16 protein-coding genes are annotated in these 17,584 nt (G+C 66.9%); 5 read left to right on the top strand and 11 right to left on the bottom strand.

Annotated elements, in window-relative coordinates:
- Window positions 1-76: 76 nt before the first annotated feature.
- On the bottom strand, window positions 77-1,993 hold the full coding sequence (locus tag ABC347_RS16075) for a TonB-dependent receptor domain-containing protein (protein ID WP_413246720.1): 1,917 nt from the start codon (window positions 1,991-1,993) through the stop codon (window positions 77-79).
- A 142-nt stretch (window positions 1,994-2,135) separates the two neighbouring features.
- On the opposite strand from ABC347_RS16075, the gene aac(3) reads away from it, so the two are divergent.
- Window positions 2,136-2,948, top strand: coding sequence for an aminoglycoside 3-N-acetyltransferase (aac(3), locus tag ABC347_RS16070; RefSeq protein WP_413246719.1), 813 nt, complete (start codon window positions 2,136-2,138; stop codon window positions 2,946-2,948).
- Here aac(3) and ABC347_RS16065 read toward each other — a convergent pair.
- Window positions 2,917-3,690 carry a TlyA family RNA methyltransferase gene (locus tag ABC347_RS16065; protein ID WP_413246718.1) on the bottom strand — a complete coding sequence of 258 codons (774 nt, stop codon included), beginning with the start codon at window positions 3,688-3,690 and terminating at the stop codon, window positions 2,917-2,919. The two genes, aac(3) and ABC347_RS16065, sit on opposite strands and share 32 nt — an antisense overlap.
- 142 nt (window positions 3,691-3,832) lie before the next feature.
- Between ABC347_RS16065 and ABC347_RS16060 the strand changes: the two genes are divergently transcribed.
- The gene (locus ABC347_RS16060) at window positions 3,833-4,483 is read left to right on the top strand and encodes an RBBP9/YdeN family alpha/beta hydrolase (protein WP_413246717.1); all 651 of its coding nucleotides are present in this window, start codon (window positions 3,833-3,835) and stop codon (window positions 4,481-4,483) included.
- A gap of 3 nt (window positions 4,484-4,486) precedes the next feature.
- Here ABC347_RS16060 and ABC347_RS16055 read toward each other — a convergent pair whose 3' ends face one another.
- Complete coding sequence (locus tag ABC347_RS16055) at window positions 4,487-4,630, bottom strand: hypothetical protein (RefSeq protein WP_413246716.1); 144 nt, start codon at window positions 4,628-4,630, stop codon at window positions 4,487-4,489.
- Window positions 4,631-4,886: 256 nt separating this feature from the next.
- On the opposite strand from ABC347_RS16055, the gene ABC347_RS16050 reads away from it, so the two are divergent.
- Both ABC347_RS16050 and ABC347_RS16045 read left to right on the top strand, forming a co-directional pair.
- Window positions 4,887-5,645, top strand: a complete 759-nt coding sequence (locus ABC347_RS16050; protein ID WP_413246715.1) for an SDR family NAD(P)-dependent oxidoreductase — start codon at window positions 4,887-4,889, stop codon at window positions 5,643-5,645.
- A 19-nt stretch (window positions 5,646-5,664) separates the two neighbouring features.
- Window positions 5,665-6,810 (top strand): sensor histidine kinase, encoded by a 1,146-nt coding sequence (locus ABC347_RS16045; protein ID WP_413246714.1) that lies wholly within the window; start codon window positions 5,665-5,667, stop codon window positions 6,808-6,810.
- A 7-nt stretch (window positions 6,811-6,817) separates the two neighbouring features.
- Here ABC347_RS16045 and folP read toward each other — a convergent pair whose 3' ends face one another.
- Window positions 6,818-7,888: a dihydropteroate synthase gene (folP, locus tag ABC347_RS16040; protein WP_413246713.1), complete on the bottom strand. Its 1,071-nt coding sequence runs from the start codon at window positions 7,886-7,888 to the stop codon at window positions 6,818-6,820.
- A 51-nt stretch (window positions 7,889-7,939) separates the two neighbouring features.
- Complete coding sequence (locus ABC347_RS16035) at window positions 7,940-9,079, bottom strand: site-specific DNA-methyltransferase (protein WP_413246712.1); 1,140 nt, start codon at window positions 9,077-9,079, stop codon at window positions 7,940-7,942.
- 273 nt (window positions 9,080-9,352) lie between these two features.
- Between ABC347_RS16035 and ABC347_RS16030 the strand changes: the two genes are divergently transcribed.
- Window positions 9,353-9,721, top strand: a complete 369-nt coding sequence (locus ABC347_RS16030; RefSeq protein ID WP_413246711.1) for a hypothetical protein — start codon at window positions 9,353-9,355, stop codon at window positions 9,719-9,721.
- Between the two features lie 104 nt (window positions 9,722-9,825).
- Here the strand turns inward: ABC347_RS16030 and rnhB are convergent, their stop codons facing one another.
- The 6 genes from rnhB to ABC347_RS16000 form a co-directional block, all read right to left on the bottom strand.
- Window positions 9,826-10,440 (bottom strand): ribonuclease HII, encoded by a 615-nt coding sequence (gene rnhB, locus ABC347_RS16025; RefSeq protein ID WP_413246710.1) that lies wholly within the window; start codon window positions 10,438-10,440, stop codon window positions 9,826-9,828.
- 53 nt (window positions 10,441-10,493) lie between these two features.
- Complete coding sequence (thiD, locus tag ABC347_RS16020) at window positions 10,494-11,612, bottom strand: bifunctional hydroxymethylpyrimidine kinase/phosphomethylpyrimidine kinase (protein ID WP_413246709.1); 1,119 nt, start codon at window positions 11,610-11,612, stop codon at window positions 10,494-10,496.
- Entirely contained in the window at window positions 11,609-12,949 is a 1,341-nt protein-coding gene (gene glmM / locus ABC347_RS16015; RefSeq protein WP_413246708.1) for a phosphoglucosamine mutase, read from the bottom strand. The genes thiD and glmM overlap by 4 nt, the downstream gene beginning before the upstream one ends.
- A gap of 64 nt (window positions 12,950-13,013) precedes the next feature.
- Window positions 13,014-14,303 (bottom strand): amidohydrolase family protein, encoded by a 1,290-nt coding sequence (locus ABC347_RS16010; RefSeq protein ID WP_413246707.1) that lies wholly within the window; start codon window positions 14,301-14,303, stop codon window positions 13,014-13,016.
- Window positions 14,300-15,712 (bottom strand): amidohydrolase, encoded by a 1,413-nt coding sequence (locus tag ABC347_RS16005; RefSeq protein ID WP_413246706.1) that lies wholly within the window; start codon window positions 15,710-15,712, stop codon window positions 14,300-14,302. Before ABC347_RS16005 ends, ABC347_RS16010 begins: the two co-directional genes overlap by 4 nt.
- On the bottom strand, window positions 15,699-17,486 hold the full coding sequence (locus ABC347_RS16000) for a peptide MFS transporter (protein ID WP_413246705.1): 1,788 nt from the start codon (window positions 17,484-17,486) through the stop codon (window positions 15,699-15,701). Before ABC347_RS16000 ends, ABC347_RS16005 begins: the two co-directional genes overlap by 14 nt.
- Window positions 17,487-17,584 lie beyond the last annotated feature (98 nt).

The following is a 17,584-nucleotide window of genomic DNA, read 5'->3' as shown; positions in this document are numbered from 1 at the left end:
GAAACTCATGATCAAGCCTATGGCACAGGCGGGCGGACCCCGTATTTCACATTCGACACATTGGCTTCGGCCCCGCCTAAAGATCGGCTGCCAGCGTCAGCGAATAGCGGCGCTGGACATTGTAGACGAAGAATCCGCTGCCCCCCACGCCATAGCCATATTTGTCGAACACATTGCCCACCTGGCCGCGCACCAGCACCGGCACGTCACCCAGCTTGAACCGATAGCGCCCACCGAGGCTCAGCACCGCGCGCGGCGGCACGACCAGCGTGTTGGCGGCGTTGGCAATGCGGTCGGCGGTGCTTTCCACCACCGCATCGACGGACAGGCCGGGCACGAAAGGTAGTTTGTAATCGACGCTGGCCACCGTGTAGCGCTCGATCGCTCCGACCGGTTTCGGCCCGATCAGCCCCATCGCGACTTCCTCGCCCGATACTTCGGCATCCAGGAAGATCGTGCCGACGACGGTGGTTAGCCCATCGATCGGCTGGCCCGCCAGCGACAGCTCGATCCCGTGATGCCGCACTTCGCCCAGCCGCCGGAAACGGTTGCCACCATCGAGGTTGAAATAGGGCTTGGTGACTTCGAAAACCCCGGCCACCGCCTTCAGCTTCGGCGTGATTGCCAGCCGCAATCCGGCATCGGCCTGGCGCGTGCGGATTGCGGGCGGGGCTTCGTTACGGTTGACTGCGATATCCGGCGCGACCGGGCTTTCTTCCAGCCCGCGCGTGTAGCCGGCATAGATCACCAGATCGTCGGTCAGGAATGCGTTGCCGGCGGCAGAGAATAGCCAAGGCTTGTCGCGCGAGACCGGGAACACGGTCACCGGATCGTCGATGATCTTGCGGTAATCGGTCTTCTGCACGCCCAGGCTGAGCTCGCCGACCCCGGCCCAGACCCCGCGATAACCGATGCCCGCGGTGAACTGGCGCACCGCATCCCGCGTGCTCTCGCCATAGGTGAAGGTCGGCTCGGGACGGAAATCCTGCACGCCGAACCGTGTCGGCCCGAGCGAAACCGAATCCGAGCCCCCATAGCGGCGCTGCTGGTCACGTCCCCGCAGCGAAGCGATCAGCTGATGCACGCGCGGCCCTTCCTTGAACGCGCGCGAAACCCGGATCTCGCCCGATGTCGATGCGAACTTGTTGTCCGCATCCGCAATCACCAGCCGATCCGCAACCGCACCGTCCAGCGTCACCCCCAGCAGGATATCGGCATAGCTACGGTCCTGCTCGAACCAGGATCGGAACAGCCCTGCCTCGATCTCGAACCCGCCCAGCGGCGCTTTCGCCAGCACTCCGTAGTTGCCGGTGGCGCCGCGCGCTTCCTGCCAGCGCTGCCCGTAATAGGGGCCGCGCTTCAGCTTGGGCGGCAGATAGTCGCCAGCGGTGAAGATCAGCGTCTGCGGCTCCTCGTCGGCATAGCGCAGCCGGCTCCAGAACGGCGTGATCTCGATCCCCGGTGCAGGCTTCCAGGTCAGGCTGACCGCAGTCGACCAGAAGTTCGACGTCGATCCGAAATGCTCGCGCCCGCGATTGACGTTGAATCCACCGGCCAGCCCCAGCCGATCACCATCCAGCGGCAACTGCGCATCGACCTCGAGCCCCACCTGTCCGAATGGCCCGATCTGCAGCAGCGTGCCTGCCAGCGGCTTCGCGCCGGGCCGGCGCAGCGTGTAATCCGCGATGCCGGTCGGCGCCGGAAAGGGATAGCCCTGCGCGCTCAGGCCGACGCGGACGGTCGATCCATCGACCAACCGGTCGGACGGGTCGGCCTGCTGATCAAAATACAGCCCCTCGATGCGCACGTTGCCGGCATCGACCGGGCTGAACCCGCGGACGTCGAACGGATTGTAGATACCAATCCGCTCGTTGCCGACGCTCTTGCCGAACGCATCGTCGGCCTGCGTCACTGCATTGTCGTCGGTGCGCTGTGCCTGCACGGCGGTGGCCAGCGGCAGCAGCGCGACGGCGATCAGAAAACCCCTTTTCATCCGGCGCTTGTGGCACGCCATCGCGCAACGGCCGTCGCGGATCGATAAACCGGGATCGGCGCTCGATCTTCCGACGAACCGCGTGCCGCCGTCGACGAACGGGCAGTTGATCGCTCGCCCAGGCCGGATCAGAACATGCCGCATGACTGAACCCGATGCGCTGCTGACCCGTGATCGCCTGGCTGCCGACCTGTCCGCGATCGGGCTATGCCGCGGCGATACCGTGATGATCCATGCCGCCATGCGCATGGTCGGGGCCCTGCTCAACGGCCCGGATGCGCTGATCGATGCGATCCGCACGGTCGTTGGCGATGACGGAACGGTGATGGCCTATACCGATTGGGACAGCCCGCATGACGACTTGACCGACGAGGCGGGTCATGTCCTCCCGCAATGGCGCGCGCACGTGCCCGCCTTCGACCCCGGCAGGTCGCGCGCGGCCCGCCGCAACGGTGCGATCGTCGAGTTCCTGCGCACCACCCCGGGGGCATTGCGCAGCGCCAATCCGGGCGCGTCCTGCGTCGCGATCGGGCGGCTGGCGGATTGGCTGACGCGCGATCATCCGATCGATTATGGCTACGGCCCCGGCAGCCCGCTGGCCCGTCTGGTCGAAACGGATGGCCGCGTGCTGATGATCGGCGCGCCCTGGGATACGATGACGCTGGTCCACCACGCCGATCATCTGGCCGATCTGCCGGGCAAGGCGATCGTGCGGCTGGAGACGCCGTTCGCTACTGCGGATGGCGTGCAGTGGCGGATGATCGAGGAATATGACACCACCGAGCCGGTGATCGACGGCCTGCCGGAGGACTATATCGAGCGGATCGTGACCGATTTCGTCGCCGGCGGCGGCGGGCGACAAGGCCTGATCGGACACGCGCCCTCGCTGCTGGTCGATGCGCGGCCGATGCTGGCGTTCGCGATCAACTGGCTGGAGGATCGGGCGCGGGAGTGAAGCCTGCAGCCCGCATTGCCCCGATCAGGAATTCGACATTGCCTTCCGGCCCGGTGATCGGGCTCTCGACGATCCCGGCAACCTGCCAGCCCTGATCGGAGAGCCATGCCGCGACTTCGTCGCAGACCCGCTGGTGTACGGCGGCATCGCGCACCACCCCGCCCTTGCCCACCTCGCCGCGCCCCGCTTCGAACTGCGGCTTGATCAGTGCGATCAGCCGCGCCTCCGGCTTGGCGAATGACAGGGGCCGCTCGAGCACCTTCGCCAGCCCGATGAAACTGGCATCGCAGACGATCCAGTCGACCGGATCAGGAATCTCGGCCGCAGTCAGGTGGCGCGCATTGGTCTGTTCCAGCACATGCACGCGATCGTCCTGGCGCAGCTTCCAGGCAAGCTGGTTGGTGCCGCTATCGACGGCATGGACCAGCGCGGCGCCGCCAGCCAGCAGCACATCGGTGAAGCCGCCGGTCGACGATCCGACATCGATCGCAACGACGCCCGCCGGGCTCCAGCCGAACCGGGCGATGCCGTGGGCCAGCTTCAGCCCGCCCCGCGAAACCCAGGGATGATCGCGTCCACGCACGTCGAGCGGCGCATCGGCCGCTACCGGCTGACCTGCCTTCAGCACCTTGGCCTCGCCGCTGAAGACCAGGCCGGCAAGGATCAGAGCCTGGGCCCGCGCGCGGCTTTCCACCAGCCCACGCTCGACGAGCGACTGATCCGCGCGAAGACTTTTTGCCATGCCTGTTCATCTAGCAGCAATCTGGCGCTCGAAAACCGCGCTTTGACGATTCAGCTGTTGTCCAGCGGAACGATAGAGATACTCTTCGATTGATCGGGTGCCGGCATGTGCCGGTGATTCGATCATGCGAGGAGACTGCGGCATGGCGCGTTCGGTTTCCCTGGATGGCGGCAGGCAGCCGCTGATCCTCACCGTCCCGGGACTGAACGGCTCGGGGCCGGCGCACTGGCAGACCCTGTGGGAACAGTCGCGCAGCGATTGCGCACGCGCCGATCTCGGCCAGTGGAGCGCGCCGCGGCGCAACGCCTGGGTCACGCGGCTCGATCAGGCGATCCGCACTTCGCAGGCGCCGATCATCCTGGTCGCGCATTCGCTCGGTTGCCTGGCAGTGGCCTGGTGGGCGGAGCTTGCCGGCCAGCCTTGGGGATGGCCGGTGGCAGGTGCGCTGCTGGTCGCGCCGCCCGATGTGGATCGCGCCGATGCGTGCGAGGAGATTGCCGCCTTCGGCCCGGCGCCGCGCACCATCCTGCCCTTCCCAGCGATCCTGGTTGCCAGCGAGGACGACCCTTATTGCGGCACGCAGCGCGCGTTCGATATGGCGCGGGATTGGGGCGCGCATTTCGAGAATGCCGGCCATCTCGGCCATATAAACGCGGCCAGCGGGCTTGGCTGGTGGGATGACGGGCAACGCCTGCTCGATCGCCTGATCGGCGTGGCCGAGCGCGGCGTACCCCATCGTGGCGGTCCGGGCGACGTGCAGGCGTTGTTGATGGAGCCCGCCCGCCTGATCTGATCGTCAGACGCGCTGGCCGACAGTGACGCCGGTTTCGGCGGCCCGTGCCGGGCCGACCGCGGCGACGACGCAGGTGGTGGACAGTACCAGCGCGGCCACGGCCGAAAGGGCGGTACGGCGGACGGTGGCGATATCGAGCTTGGTCATCTGAAGTCTCCTGAACCTTGGCTTCCGCCGTTGTGGCGGTATGCGAAGAGAATTGCAGGAGCCGTGCCAATTCAGAGATGAGGCCGTTTTCGAGGGCGGCAGCTTCGAATTCCCCTTAAGTCGCGACGGATTTTGTCGACTGGCGCGCCAGTAGTTCGTAGAATTCGACGATAGGTGGCGTGCGACGCCAACCGCAGGAGTTCGATTGTCTCTGGGAACACAGCCGCGTAGACCGGCGGTGGGAGGCAAGCGGACGATGGCTGAATTCGGGGGCTGCAAGGCACTCGTCACCGGTGCCGCATCAGGCATTGGCCTCGCCACAGCCCGGCGGCTTGCGGCCGGTGGCGCCGCCCGCCTGATCCTCACCGACATCGACGCCGATGCGCTGGCGCGCGCCTATGGCGAGCTTGGTGAGATCGTTGAAGCCGTGCCGGGCGACGTGACCGACGAGGCGCTCTGGCGCGAGCTTGCCCCCGAGCTCGCCGGGCTCGATCTCGCCGTCGTCAACGCCGGCGTCGCTGCATCAGGCGCCATCCACGATCTGGCGCTGGCCGATTGGCGACGGGTGATGGCGGTCAACTTGGACGGTGCCTTCCTGACGCTGCGCGCGGCGATGGTGGCGATGCGCGGCCGTGCCGGGGCGATCGTCGTGGTCGCCTCTGCCGCGGGTTTGAAGGCCGAACCTGGCATTGCTGCCTATGCGGCCTCGAAGGCCGGCGTGATCCAGCTCGCCCGCGTCGCTGCGAAGGAAGGGGCGGCGCAAGGTCTGCGCGTCAACGCCATCGCCCCCGGCGGTGTCGAGACGCCGATCTGGCAGGCGGTTCCGTTCTTCCGCGATCTGGCGGAAAAGGATGGCGAGGCCGCCGCCTTTGCCGCCATGGCGCGAATGGCGACTCCGCTCGGCCGGTTCGCGACTGCCAACGAGATTGCCGGACAAATCGCGTTCCTGCTGTCCGATTCGTGCGCCAATATTACCGGAACCGTGTTTAACAGCGACGGCGGCTACACATTGTGACTTGCCCTTACCGCAATTGATGCGAAACAACGCGGCGACGATGGTTTCCGGATCCGCCCCAACTCTCCCGCCACGCGAGGAAGCGGAGCGCCTAGCCGCGCTGGCGGACTATGCCATCCTCGACACGCCCCCCGAAGCCGGGTTCGATGATCTGACCGCGATCGCCGCCGCAGTCTGCCACGTGCCGATCGCGCTCGTCAGCCTGGTCGACGATCATCGCCAGTGGTTCAAGTCTGCCCATGGCCTGGCCGCGCGCGAAACGCCGCGCAGCCAGGCATTCTGCGCGCACGCGCTGGTCGATCAAATGCTGCTTGAAGTGCCCGATGCGACACAGGATCCGCGCTTCGCCCAGAACCCGCTCGTCACCGGGGATCCGAAGATCCGCTTCTATGCCGGCGCGCCACTGATTACCGACAGCGGCCATGCGCTGGGCACGCTGTGCGTGATCGATACGGTACCTCGCGCGCTCGACAAGGGCCAGCAGGACGCGCTGCAGGCGCTGGCCCGGCAGGTCGTCGCCCAGCTCGAGCTGCGCCGCCTGGCGCTGGCCCAGCGCGAGGAAGGTCGGCACCAGCAGCTGCTGAATGCGGAGCTGCAGCACCGCATCAAGAATCTGCTCACCGTGGTCCAGTCGATCGTGCTGCACACGCTGCGCGGCGCCGCAACTTCGGAGGATGCGCTGGGCGCGATCCAGGCGCGACTGATGACGCTGGCTGCCGCCAACGATCTGTTGAGCCACAGCCCCGGCACCGCCGCCCCGATCGATGCGATCGTGGAAGCGACCCGCCATGTGCTGGCGCATGAGCGCGGGCAAATCGAGGCGCACGGACCGTCGCTGGCGCTGCCGCCGCGCGCGGCGCTCGCATTGGCGCTGATGTTGCACGAACTCGGCACCAATGCGGTCAAATATGGTGCGCTTTCGGTGGAAACCGGGCGGGTCAGCCTGAACTGGCGGATCGAGGATAGCGGCGTCGGTGAGGTTCTGGTGATCGACTGGCTGGAAACCGGCGGCCCCCCGGTCGAAACACCGGCGCGCACCGGCTTCGGCACCCGGCTGATCGCGCGCCTGGATCGCGACATGGGCGGGGTCGGCAAGATCCGCTACGATGCCGCGGGCCTGGGCTGGACACTGCGTGCGCCCCTTGCGGAACTGCTGGAAGGCTGATCCGCGATCAGGCGGGGGACAGCGCGTCGTCACGCAGACCACGCCAGATGCGCAGCGCCTGCACCGTTTCGGCCACATCGTGCACGCGCAGCAGCTGCACCCCCTGGGCCGCGCCCAGCAGCGCCAGCGCCACCGATCCGCCCAGCCGCGCATCCACCGGTGCCTCGTTCGAAAGCGCGCCGATCAAGCGCTTGCGACTTGCCCCCAGCACGATCGGGCAGCCCAGGCCGTGCAGCAAGGAAAGCCCGTTCAGCAGCGCCAGATTGTGCCGCACCGTCTTGCCGAAACCGATGCCCGGATCGATCAGGATCCGGGCACGATCGATGCCGGCCGCCACGGCCGCGTCGATCCGTGCCTCTAGCCAGTCATGAACGTCCAGCAGCACGTCGGCATAGCGCGGCTCGGCCTGCATCGTGGCCGGCGTGCCCTGATGATGCATCAGCACCACCGGGCAGCCGGCGCGCGCGACCACCTCGACGCTCCGCTCGTCCCACAGCAGCGCGGACACATCGTTGACCAGCCCGGCGCCCGCCGCGAGCGCAGACTCCATCACCGCAGCCTTGCGCGTGTCGATCGAGATTGCGGTACCGGCGCGCGCCAGCCGTTCGATCGCGGGCACGGTGCGTGCGATCTCGTCCTGCTCCCAGATCGTGGTCGCCCCGGGCCGGGTCGATTCGCCGCCCACGTCCAGGATCGCCGCACCCGCCTCTGCCAAGCGGCCACCTGCTTCCGCCGCCGCCGCCGGATCCTGATGCAGGTCTCCGCCGTCGGAAAAGCTGTCCGGCGTCAGGTTCAGGATCGCCATCACCTGCGGTTGATCGAACCGGATGGTGCGCGGCCCGATCGCCAGCGGCGCCCGCGGTGCGGTGATCCGCGCCAGGATCGCCCGCCCCGCCTCGGGCAACTCGGCATCCAGTCGCTCGATCGGGATCAACTGTTGTCGCGTGCGCCGGCCGCCCTCGCGCTCGATAAGCTCGATCGCGGAGAACCAGACCAACCCGCCCGCCAGCCGCAGCACCTGCCCGTCATGGCCGAACGGCGCATCGACGAAGCCGGTCGGACGAAGATACAACGTCATGGGATCCTCCGCTAACCGCCGCGCCGTGCAATCGCCTGGCCCGGCGACCGCCTATTCCGCCACGCTGGCGAGATGGCGCTGGCGCAGCACGTCGATCTCGGCCAGCCCGTCGGCGCCGTCGAGATGCCAGAAGCTCCAACCGTTGCACGACGGCAGCCCCTGCAGCAGTGCGCCCAGCTTGTGGATCGATCCGGACTGCGGCCCGCAGGTCAGCGTGCCATCGGCATGCACCTCGGCCTGCCAGCGGCGCTTGCCATCGGTCAGCAGCGTGCCGGCCGGGCACAGCCCCGTTTCCACCAGTACGCCGAACGCGACTCGCGGTGCCGCCTTCTTCGACGGCATCACTACCATCGCGCTTTCGTCCAACGGCAGGCTCGCCGCGATGCGCTCGTTGGCGACGCGCACATATTTCGCTTCGCGCTCGATCCCGATCCAGCGCCGCCGCAGCCGACGCGCGACCGCCCCGGTGGTGCCCGTGCCGAAGAAGGGATCCAGCACGATATCGCCCGGCCGGGTGCTGGCCAGCAGCACGCGATAAAGCAGCGCTTCCGGCTTCTGGGTCGGATGCGCCTTGTGGCCGTCATCGTCCTTCAGCCGTTCCTGCCCGCCGCAGATCGGCAGCACCCAATCCGATCGCATCTGCAGATCGTCGTTCAGCGATTTCATGCTGGCATAGTTGAAGGTGTAGCGCGCCTTCTCACCCTTCGATGCCCAGATCATCGTCTCGTGCGCGTTGGTGAAGCGCGTACCCTTGAAGTTGGGCATCGGGTTCGCCTTGCGCCACACGATGTCGTTCAGGATCCAGAAGCCTTCATCCTGCAGCGCCGCGCCGACGCGGAAAATGTTGTGATAGCTGCCGATCACCCACAGCGTACCATCGTCCTTCAGCACGCGCTTCGCCTCGGCCAGCCAGGCGCGGGTGAACCGATCGTAGGCCTCGTTGCTGGCGAACTTGTCCCACGCATCGTCGACTGCATCGACGCGCCCGCCCTCGGGCCGGAACAGGTCGCCGCCCAGCTGGAGATTATAGGGCGGATCGGCGAAGATCATGTCGATCGACCGATCGGGCAGGCGCCGCATCGCCGCCACGCAATCGTCCATCAGGATAGTGTCGAGCGGCAGCACCGCCAGCGCCGGCCGTTCGGCCGCGCACACGGGCCGACCGCCCCCGATGCGTTGGACAACGCCCATCCGAACCCCCTGAACCGCCCTTGGCCTGGCAGCGTGAGTCCTCGCGACTCCGCGGTCAAGCTCCGCCGCCCGCCGGGCAGGGGGTGAACGGCGCGGACCGTTCGCGGCCCGTTCCGGCACGCCTACTGCATATTGAGTCCGGGGATGCGCGCGCACGCGAGAGATTGTGGTGTGGCCGGCAGGACTCAACCTCGCCCAATTGTGTGGTCGGCATCGTTGGAACAGGTCCAGCAATCGGCAGTTAGGCACGGCAACGCAATGAAAGGCCTTGCGATGCGGTTCTCGGCCATCGAACTGATCACCACTGCCGGCGTGGCGATCGCGCTCGGCATCGCCGGTGGCACCGTCACGGCGTCGGGCATGGAAACGAAGGGTTATGCGGGTGTGCCATCCTACCCTGTCGGCGGCACCACGCGTGCCGATGCCGAATCCGGATCGGATTATCGCAGCGACTATCTGCCGGTCGGTTATGACGATCAGGCCGATGCGCCCGATTGCGCCGACTGCTCGGACGACCAGGCCGGCTATCGCTGGGCGAGCGAGACACAGGTCAGCAATGCAGGCGACTGCATCACCGACAGCTGGACGTTCCAGCGCGGCTGCCTGGCTTGGGTGCGCGAACGGAATCGCAGCGCCACCTGAATCGCTCCCGACGCCTGTTCAGGCTGAGCCTGTCGGAGCCCTGCCCTTCCTTGAGATCGAGAGAAGGACGACCCTTCGACAAGCTCAAGGCGAACGGCGCTGGATCAGGCCGCCGCCTCCGGAAACAGGCATAGCTGAGCCACCGGCGCGAACGATCGGCGGTGCAGCGGGCACGGCCCCAATGTCTTCAGGGCAGCACGATGATCGGGGGTGGGATAGCCCTTGTTGCGGCCCCAGCCATAGCCCGGCCAGATCCGATCCTGTTCGGCCATGATCCGGTCCCGCGTCACCTTGGCGATGATCGATGCCGCCGCGATCGATCGGCAGATCGCATCGCCCGACACGACCGCCTTCGAATGGTGCGTCCATTTCGGCAGTCGGTTGCCGTCGACCAGCACCATCGCCGGTATCATTCCCAGCGCATCCACCGCGCGTGCCATCGCCAGCATGGTGGCGTGCAGGATGTTGAGCCGGTCGATCTCCTCGACATCGGCGATGCCGACGCCGACTACGCCCATCCGCCGGATGCGATCGTGCAGGCTCTCGCGCGCTTCCAGGTCCAGCTTCTTGGAATCGTCGATCCCGCGCGGGAAGCGATCGCGATCGAGGATTACCGCCGCCGCCACCACCGGCCCCGCCAGCGGTCCGCGCCCCGCCTCGTCGACACCGGCCAATGGCATCGGATGATCGCGCTCATATTTGAAACAGGGTCGGGGCATGGCCTGGGTCTAGCGTGGACAGTGGGCGGAGAGAAGGCGGCTGTCGCGCGGGCTCAAGACAGGCGCCATGGAGGAAACCGGCGCGCAAGCCCGGCTTGATAAAGGCAGAGCTGGTTGCCTGTCGGATCTCGCAACCGCGCCTCGCGCCAGAGCCAGCGTTCATCGCGCGGTGGCTGATCGATGATGACCCCCGCCGCGGCCAGTGTGATGGCGCGCTCATCGAGATCGCCACATTCCAGATAGACGACCGCATCTCCGACGGCCGGATCGATATCGACGTGGATGGAGAGGGTTGCACCATTGGGCAACTCGAACCGGGCATAGCGCGGTGGTGCATCGACGATCTGGAACAACCCTAATCGCCGGTAGAAATCGACCGCAGCGGAATAATCCCGTGCAGGCAGTGTCACCTGGTTTAGCGCAAGCGTCGGTGCCAATCCGTGCCCCATGGGCCCATGCCCGCCGCCCAGCCCGGGCGCGGCGAGCATAGCGTCACGAACCAACTGCCGCGCTCGTGTCACCGCATCCTTGAGCGCCAGTCCTTCCGCCAGCCCGGTGGCGATGCCGCTTGCCAGCGTGCAGCCGGTGCCGTGATTGTGCCGCGTCTCGATCCGCGATCCGGACCAGCGCGCGATCTCCCCGGCCGGTCCGACCAGCCGATCGATCACCGGATCGCCCGGCGCATGCCCGCCTTTCACCAGCACGGTTGCGCCCGCGCCCCTCAGCGCATCGAGCCCGCCCAGCGCGTCCAGTTCAGGCAGGTTGGGTGTCACCAGAGTGGCGCGCGCCATCAGCAAGCGCATTGCCGCGATCACCGACGCATCGGCAAGCACGCCGCCGCTCGATGCCACCATCACCGGATCCAGCACGATCGGCACGTCAAGGCCGTCCAGCCGATCAGCCACCGCTTCCAGCGTCTCGACCGATCCGATCATGCCGATCTTCACTGCGTCCGCGCCGAGATCGGCCAGCACGGAATCGATCTGTGCAATCACCATAGCCGCCGGGATCGCCTGCACCGCCTGCACGCCCAGCGTGTTCTGCGCGGTGATCGCGGTGATCGCAGTCATGGCGTGACCGCCCAGCACCGTCACGGTCTTGATGTCAGCCTGGATGCCGGCCCCGCCACCCGAATCCGATCCAGCGATGATCAGGACGCGCGGAATGCTCACGCCGCAGCGCGCGTCACCGCCGCGCAGATCTCGTCGACCAGCTCGGTCACCAGCCCGCTGTCCTCGCCTTCGGCCATCACCCGGATCAGAGGCTCGGTACCCGATTTGCGGATTACCAGCCGGCCCGATCCTTCCAGCCGCCGCTCGGCATCGGCGATGCTGGCCTTGACCTTTGCATCCTCCAGCGGAGCGCCGCCCTTGAAACGCACATTCTTCAGCAGCTGCGGCAGCGGATCGAACTGGCGCAGCAACTCGCTCGATCGCCGACCCTGCTCCACCAACTCGGCCAGCACCTGTAGCGCCGCCACCAGTCCATCGCCGGTGGTGGCATGGTCGGACAGGATGATGTGGCCCGATTGCTCGCCACCGACGTTGAAGCCCTGCGCACGCATCGCCTCGACCACATAACGATCGCCAACCGCGGTGCGGTGCAGCGCCAGGCCGTGGCCCGCCAGGTACCGCTCCAGCCCCAGGTTCGACATCACGGTGGCGACGATGCCGCCGCCCTTCAGCTGGCCGGTCCGCCCCCAGCTGGCGCCGATCAGCGCCATCAGCTGATCGCCGTCGATCACGCGCCCCTTGTCGTCGATAACGATTAGCCGGTCGGCATCACCGTCCAGCGCGATGCCGATATCGGCCCGCGTCTCGATCACCTTCGCGGCCAGGCTGGCCGGATCGGTCGACCCCACCTTGTCGTTGATGTTGGTGCCGTTCGGCGTCACGCCGAGCGTGATCACGTCCGCACCCAGCTCCCACAGCGCGGATGGCGCCACCTGATAGGCCGCGCCGTTCGCGCAATCGATCACAATGCGCAGGCCATCGAGGCTCAGATGCTCGGGAAAGCTGGACTTGGCGGCATGGATATAGCGGCCGCGCGCATCCTCCACCCGGCGCGCGCGCCCGATCGCGGGCGCATCGGCCAGCATCGGCGGCGCATCGATCAGCGCCTCGATCGCCTGCTCGTCGGTGTCCGACAGCTTGTAGCCGTCCGGGCCGAACAGCTTAATGCCGTTATCGATGAAGGGGTTGTGGCTGGCGGAGATCATCACGCCCAGATCGGCGCGCATCGATCGCGTCAGCATGGCCACCGCCGGCGTCGGCATCGGTCCGACCATCACCACGTCCATGCCGACCGAAGTGAAGCCGGCGACCAGCGCCGATTCCATCATGTAACCCGACAACCGCGTATCCTTGCCGATCACCACCCGGTGGCGGTGCTGGCCCCGCAGAAAATGCGCGCCCGCCGCCTGCCCCACCTTCATCGCCATCTCGGGCGTCATCGGCGCGGTGTTGGTGCGCCCGCGAATGCCATCGGTACCGAAATATCTGCGCGTCATGGGTGCGCCCTTACCATGGGAGCGTGACCAAATCCTCCCCGGCTCGCACCGGGGAGGGATCGGATCAGCGCTCGTACGCCTTCGGCAGCGCGCCTTCCTGGGGCACGCGATAACGATCACGCAGCTTCGTCTGGCGGTTGGTCATCGGCTGTTCGACGCCATCGATCAACACCATCGTCGCCGCCGTCGCCAGTTCCAGCGGATCGCCGTCCCAGACCACCACGTCCGCCCGCCGGCCCGGGCGCAGCGATCCGATCTCGCCGTCCAGGCCCAGCGCCGCCGCCGGACCACTGGTCAGCGTGGCGAATGCCGCGCCCCAATCGAGCCCGCTGGCACCCGGCACCTTGGTCAGCGCGACCAGATTGCCCGCATATTGCTTCTCGAGCCGGGCCTGGCGCGCCTCGTCGTCGTTGATCATGCCCATCGAGACCTTCACGCCCGCCGCCTTCATCCGACCGATATTGGATTGAGTAGCGGCCAGCTGCTCGAACGAGCTCGGCAGATCGGCTAGCGCGGTCGCGATCACCGGCACGCCCGCCGCCGCGATCTGCGGCGCCACCGTCCAGCCCTCGGTCGCGCCGACCAGCACCAGCTTCAGCCCCGGGAAATCGCGTTTCAGCGTCAGCACCTGCAAGATGTCGCTCGCTCGCTCGACATGCACCAGCAGCGGCATCTGCCCGCTGGCCACCGGTCGCAGCGCATCGGCGTCGGCCCGCTTCAAAAGCGGCTCGAACCCGCCCGCCCCCGCGCTTGCCGGGTTGCGCGCCTCGGCGATCGCGTTCTTCAGATAGACATAGGCCGCCGCCCGGCTGCCGCCGCCCTGCTGCGCGCCTTCGTCACCCAGCTCCACGAACTGGAAGGCCCGCGGCCGCGTCACGGCATCCATGTCGGCGCCGAGATCGATCACCGCGCCCTGCCCGCCGAAGATCGCGCCCTCGCTGACCGGGGCAACGATCGCGCGGGTGATGCCTTCGGCGCGATTGGTCTGGATCGGCCCGGCACGCGGATTGATCGCAGGCACGATATCGATCGCAGCGTTGAACGGCGACTTGCCGGCCGAACGGTCATCCGCGCTTGAAACGCCAAGATCGACCTCGACGATGCCCATCCGCGTGAAGCCCGCGACGAGCCCGGCCGATACCCACTTGCCCGACGCATCGACGGTGCGCGCGCCGGCCGGTACCGCGACGCCGCGGCCCGCCGCCACGATGCGCCCGTCGCGCACCACCACTGTGCCGCCCTCGATCGGTGCGGACCCGTCACCGATCGCGACGGTGCCGCCCACGAATGCGATCGTCTCGGCCGCGGCGGGTGCCGCGATTAGGGCAGCCATGCCCAGCAGCAACGCCTTCACTTCACATCCCCTTCGCCGGGCTGGCCGAGCTCAAAATCGGAAACCGGCCGCAGCCGCGGATTATTCGCATCGTAGAGCAATGCGCCGTCCACCCACACCTTCTCCGGCCGGGTGTACACGCTCACCGGATTGCCGTTCCAAAGCACGACATCGGCCATCTTGCCGGGCTTCAGGCTGCCGGTGACCTTGTCGATCCCAAGCGACTTCGCCGGCCCGATCGCCAACCACGTCCAGGCAGTCTCGTCGGAAATGTTGATGCCCATCCGGCGGCCGTCCGCCAGCGTCTTGGCCACTTCCTGGTTGAGCCGCTGGATGCCGTTGGCATCGTCGGAATGGATGATCCCGCACGCGCCGGCATTATGCAGCAGCGGCAGGTTCTCGTGGACCGCGTCGTAGCTTTCCATCTTGAAGCCGTACCAATCGGCCCAGACCGCGGCGCAGGTGCCGTTGGCCTTCAGCAGATCGGCGATCTTGTATGCCTCGACCGCGTGATGGAAAGTGCCGACCTTGTAGCCGAACTCCTTCGCCATATCGAGAACATTGGCCATCTCGTCGGCGCGGTAGCAATGGTTGTGGATGATGATGTCGCCCGCCAGCACGCCGGCGAGCGTATCCATCTGCAAGTCGCGGACCGGGGCCTCGCCGCCCTTCTCGTTATACTTGTCCCACTTGGTCTTGTATTCGCGCGCCTTCTGCCAGGTCTGGCGATCGACCGCGACATTGCCCATCCGGGTGCCCGGCGCCTGGTTGCGGCGACCATAGACGCGCTTCGGATTCTCGCCGCACGCCATCTTCAGGCCATAGGGTGCACCCGGAAACTTCATGCCTTGCGAGGTGCGCGCATAGACATTCTTCAGCGTCACGCTGCGCCCGCCGAACAGGTTGGCGGAACCGGGCAGGATCTGCAGCGTGGTCACGCCGCCATTGGCCAGCGCCCGGCTAAAACCCGGATCCTGCGGCCACACGCTATGTTCGGCCCAGACCTGCGCGGTCACCGGCGCGGTCGCCTCGTTGCCGTCGGACAAGGATTCGGTGCCAGGCGATGGATAGTCGCCGAGATGGCTGTGCACGTCGATGATGCCGGGGGTCACCCACTTGCCGGTGCCGTCGATCGTGGTGGCGCCGGCCGGGGCGGCGATCTGCTGGCCCACCTCGACGATCTTCCCGTCCGCAAACAGCACCGATCCGCCGTCGATTCGCCCGCCTTCGCCATCATAGATGGTCACATTGGTCACCAGCGTCGGCACGCCCGGATAGGCCTTGTACGTCGACGGATAGGGATCGGCCGGAAAGCTGATCCGCGGCCCATCGGACGAGGCCGACTTGGGCTTGGCGCCGCCCCCGGTCGACGTGCAGGCGGCTGCGACGCCGGCCAGCGCCGCCAGCAATATGACTTTACGAGACACCATGCATCCACTTCTTGATCAGGGGCGACAGGACGAGCAGCAGCACGCCGACCGCGATTGAGGCGAGGCCGATCGTCTGGAACACGCCGGCATAGGTATCGAGGCTGACCTTCAGGTTGGTCACCTGGCCGCCGACCGTCTCCACGCTGGCGACCTGCGCCACGAGCCCGGCCACATATTGCGCGCAGCTGATCGACAGGAACCACACCCCCATCATCAGCCCGACGATCCGCGCGATCGAGAGCTTGGTGATCATGCTGAGGCCCACTGGCGAGATGCAGAGCTCGGCCGCGGAATGGATGAAGTAGAGCCCGGCCAGCCACCAGAGCGCGACCTTGAAATCCGACCCGGCGAAGGCGGTGCCCCATACCAGCAGCAGGAAGCCCAGCCCCACCCCCACCAGTGCAATGGCGAACTTGACCGGGATGCCCGGTTCCAGCCCGCGCCGGCCGAGCGCGTTCCACATCACGCTGAACAGCGGCGCCAGCGCCACGATGAAGAAGGCGTTGAAGAACTGGGTCTGGCCCGCCGAGATCGAGAACAGCCCGAACACCGAAAGATCGGTGTTGCGATCCGCGAACAGCGTCAGCGACGATCCGGCCTGTTCGAACAGCGTCCAGAACATGACGTTGAACACGATCAGGATCATCGCCGCGACCATCATCTGAAATTCGGTGCGCGTGCCCACCCTGGCCGACCAGAGCAGGATGGCAGGCACGCCCAGCAGGAAGGTGCCGAACAGCAGCTTGCCCATCAGCGGCAGCGCCAGCAAATAGCCGACGAAGCCCGCGCCCTCCGCAGCCGGGGGTGCGCTCATCAGATTGTTGAACAGGAACAGCACCACCGGCACCGCCAGCAGCGCGCCGATATAGATCGGAATGCGGCGGTCCTTCGCGTCGGCCGGTGGCTCGCCATAGCCATCGAGCGCGCCGCCATCGAACTGTACCAGATACCAGCTGAACAACATGCCCAGCGCCGCCAGGCCGAAGCCCGCCCACCAGCCGACCGTGGTCGCCAGGAACGGGCACAGCAGCTGCGAGAACAGCGACCCTAGATTGATGCCCATGTAGAAGATGGTGAAACCGGCATCGCGTCGTCGATCGCCCGGCGCATAGAGCGCGCCGACCATCGTCGAGATGTTCGGCTTGAAGAAACCGTTGCCGATGGTGACGAGGGTCAACCCAATCAGCATCAGCGTGACATAGAAATCGCTGCGCTCGGCCCCCGCGACGAAGCCGCCCTTTTCCACCGTGCGGGTCACCGCGCCGTCCGGCGCCACCAGTTGCACGCTGCCGTCATCCTGCCCGCGCACTGCCAGCCGCTGACCGCCGTCGACGACGAACTGCTGCTTGGCGTCGGTCTCCGACCCGACCGTGACTTCATAGCGCTGCCCGTCGATGGTGGCGAACGGGGTCGCCGCGCCGCCTTCGAAACACAGGATGAAGTAGCCCGCCGCCATCACGATCGCGCCGAACTTCACCGACCGCTTCGAACCGAGGTAACGATCCGCCAGCAACCCGCCGACCAGCGGCGTCAGGTAGACCAGCGCAGTGAAGCCGCCGTACAGACCATTGGTCGTCTGGTCCGAGAACAGGAAATAATTGGCCAGGTAGAGCGTCAGCAGCGCCCGCATGCCATAATAGCCGAAGCGTTCCATCGCCTCGGTCGTGAACAGCCGGGCCAGCGGCCGCGGATGGCCGAACCAGGTCGCCCCGTCGGCCGGGTTCACATGGCTGATATCCGGCTCGGCCGGCGAATCAGAAGTGGGGGTTTCCATGGCGGCGCGGTCCCTTTGCGGTGGCGGCGCTTCGCGGCACCGCATCATGGCGCGCGAGACTAGCGAGGATATTGCGCCTGTGAAGAAGATTGTTGCGC

The sequence above is a fragment of the Sphingomonas canaveralia genome (genome assembly GCF_047238125.1).
In the GTDB taxonomy this organism is placed as follows: Bacteria; Pseudomonadota; Alphaproteobacteria; order Sphingomonadales; family Sphingomonadaceae; genus JBDFMH01.
This window is presented reverse-complemented; position numbering and strand designations above follow the sequence as displayed.